Below are 1,293 nucleotides of genomic sequence, written 5' to 3' on the forward strand. Positions count from 1 at the left end.
GTTTGAAAGAAGCTGCGTAGTTCAGTAGCTTCTTTAGAGTTAGAGTCGCTTTCATCTTTCCATAAAATTGATTTAGTAGTTCCGTCTATTGTTACTTTAAATTTATAAGTAGTATATGGTGTTTGACGAACATCACTTTCTGGTGTGAATACTTCTGGATAGTTTAATATTTTAGATTTTTGTATTTCAGAATATATTTTATTCATATCTTTAGGCGATAGCTTAAGACTTGTTGTTATAGAAGGGTCAGCTATCATATCCTTTGTAAATTCATTCTTTTGTGTATCAAGCTTGTTTTTGCTGTCTACTCCATAGCTAAATATAAAGTTAAAGTCACTAGGCATTTTAGATGGTAGTGAGCTTTGGCTATTACAGCCTACTAGCAATAGAATAGTTAAAGTAAGGAGTATGAATAGTGAAATTTGTATGTACTTCATATTAAAAACTCCTTTTTATTAATATATTTATATTATAGTCTTTTATACATAAGTCTTAGGTCTTGGTAACTGCCGTCTTTAAGTTTAAAGGCATTAGGTAGGTGGCCGTATTCTTTAAAGCCGAATTTTTTGTATAGTCCTATTGCAGATGTGTTGTCTGAGACAACGTCAAGTTCTATTTGTTCGTATCCAATTTCTACTGCCTTTAGTATTAATGCTTTAAGTAGGTTATATCCAACTCCTTTTCCCCAGTGGGATTTAAGCACTGATATTCCAAATGAGCATCTATGGATGCATTTTTTTACTTCAAATATTGGTCTAAGTCCACAGTGTCCTATGATTTTACCATTTAGAGTCATTACAAGTTCTATAGTATTACTGCTTTCACATACTGCTGCATATCTTTTGAAATTATCCTCTTCTTTAAGTGTAAATTCCTCAGGGTATCTAAGCATTGCATCTGTTTCTCTAGATATTGTTTGAAGGTAATTAATCATTTCAAGTGCATCACTAGGTGATATCATTCTTATCTTAGCTGATTCTCCGTTTTTAAGTTTTATATTAATTGGATTAAAGTCCATAGTTATTCTCCTAATCTATTGAGTTTATTTTGTCCCTGTCCCAAATTGAAAGCTGCTCGGTGTTGGTTAGGGAGCCAAACAGGTTTTTCTTAATTGAGGGAATATCTTTTTTTAGAGAATCTATTAGCAGCTTAACTTCTTCTCGTTTTGTATGTCCATTTGCTGGACATGGATTCTCTATTATAGGAAGGTTAAACTTCTTTGCAAAGCCTCTAGCTTCTCTTTCCTCAATATAAACCATAGGTCTAATAAGGGTAACCCCTGCTTCTTCAAGC

General features: G+C 32.9%; 2 protein-coding genes and 1 pseudogene. All 3 read right to left on the reverse strand.

Translation table 11 applies throughout. The features are described 5' to 3' along the window. A partial coding sequence (locus RR539_RS07275; RefSeq protein WP_332474778.1) for a hypothetical protein occupies window positions 1-437 on the reverse strand: 437 nt, incomplete at its 3' end. A gap of 32 nt (window positions 438-469) precedes the next feature. Further along, window positions 470-1,018 (reverse strand): GNAT family N-acetyltransferase, encoded by a 549-nt coding sequence (locus tag RR539_RS07280; RefSeq protein WP_332474777.1) that lies wholly within the window; start codon window positions 1,016-1,018, stop codon window positions 470-472. Between the two features lie 10 nt (window positions 1,019-1,028). Next, window positions 1,029-1,293 (reverse strand): annotated as a pseudogene (locus RR539_RS07285) (tRNA 2-thiocytidine(32) synthetase TtcA); the annotation flags it as partial.

Origin of the sequence: Clostridium sp. (assembly GCF_036639235.1) — a bacterium.
Classification (GTDB): Bacteria; Bacillota; Clostridia; order Clostridiales; family Caloramatoraceae; genus Clostridium_AB.